Annotated in this window: 1 protein-coding gene; it reads left to right on the top strand. The window is 68.2% G+C overall.

What is annotated here, in order from left to right:
• Positions 1 to 362: 362 nt before the first annotated feature.
• Positions 363 to 1284: GTP-binding protein (locus tag GA0115259_RS38040; protein WP_141716888.1), on the top strand; the 922-nt coding region annotated here is incomplete at its 3' end.

Below are 1284 nucleotides of genomic sequence, written 5' to 3'. Positions count from 1 at the left end.
CGCCCCGCAGCCGCCACGACGCGCCGCGCACCCGCTCGAACCGGAAGTCCGCGTGCTCCGCGCCGAGCGCCCGCGCCCGCGCGAGCGCGGCGTCGGCGAGCGCCCGCAGCGGCAGTGCCAGGAACGACTGATCTACCTCATGGGGCACGTCGGCCTCCCCTTCTCACACCTGTGTGTCATGTGTCCGCAGTGAATCATGCGGGCACGGCGCGCCGCCTCGTGCCGGACAAATCGGTTGCGGCCGGTGGAGCGCTCTGCTGTACTCGCCCCCGACATCGGATCGATCAAGGAGTTCGTCGTGCGTGGAACGTCTGTGTCCAGCCAGCGGGAAATCACTGTCTACACAGAGGACCTGACGCTTCGTGCGAACGCTGAACCTTGGAATCCTGGCGCATGTCGACGCCGGTAAGACGAGCCTGACCGAGCGGTTGCTGCACGCCGCCGGAGTCATCGACCGGATCGGCAGAGTCGATGACGGAAGTACGCAGACCGATTCCCTGGCGCTGGAACGCCAGCGCGGGATCACGATCAAGTCGGCCGTCGTGTCGTTCCCGATCGACGACATCACCGTCAATCTGATCGATACGCCGGGACACCCGGATTTCATCGCCGAGGTGGAGCGTTCCCTGAACGTGCTCGACGGCGCCGTCCTGGTGATCTCCGCCGTCGAAGGCGTGCAGGCGCAGACGCGCGTACTGATGCGCACGTTGCAGCGACTTCGTATTCCCACGCTTATTTTCGTGAACAAGATCGACCGCCGTGGCGCGCACGACGGGTGTGTGCTCCGGGCGGTGGCCGAGCGGCTGAGCACGGCGGTCGTCCCGATGGGCGCGGCGTACGGTCTCGGCACGCGCGGCGCCGGTTTCACACCGTACGACGGGACCGAAACGGCCTTCGCCGACGGGCTCGCGGAGACGCTCGCCGACCATGACAACGCCCTTATGGCCGCGTATCTGGAGCTGGACGACGGGACGGCTCTTCCGTACGACCGGCTCCGCCGTGAACTCGCCGCGCAGACGCGGCGGGCGGTGGTCCATCCGGTGTACTTCGGCTCGGCCATCACGGGCGCGGGCGTGGACGCGCTGATCACCGGGATCAAGGAGCTGCTGCCCGCCTCCGAGCGCGACACCGAGGGTGCGGTCTCCGGCACGGTCTTCAAGATCGACCGCGGTCCGGCGGGCGAGAAGGTGGCGTATGTACGCATGCTCTCCGGGACCGTACGGACACGGGACCGGCTGCCGTTCGGCAGGGACGGCGCGGGGAAGGGCACCGCGATCAGCGTGG

This window comes from Streptomyces sp. MnatMP-M17, assembly GCF_900091995.1.
In the GTDB taxonomy this organism is placed as follows: Bacteria; Actinomycetota; Actinomycetes; order Streptomycetales; family Streptomycetaceae; genus Streptomyces.
The sequence above is the reverse complement of the archived record's forward strand: the minus strand, read 5'-3'. Positions and strand labels throughout refer to the sequence as shown.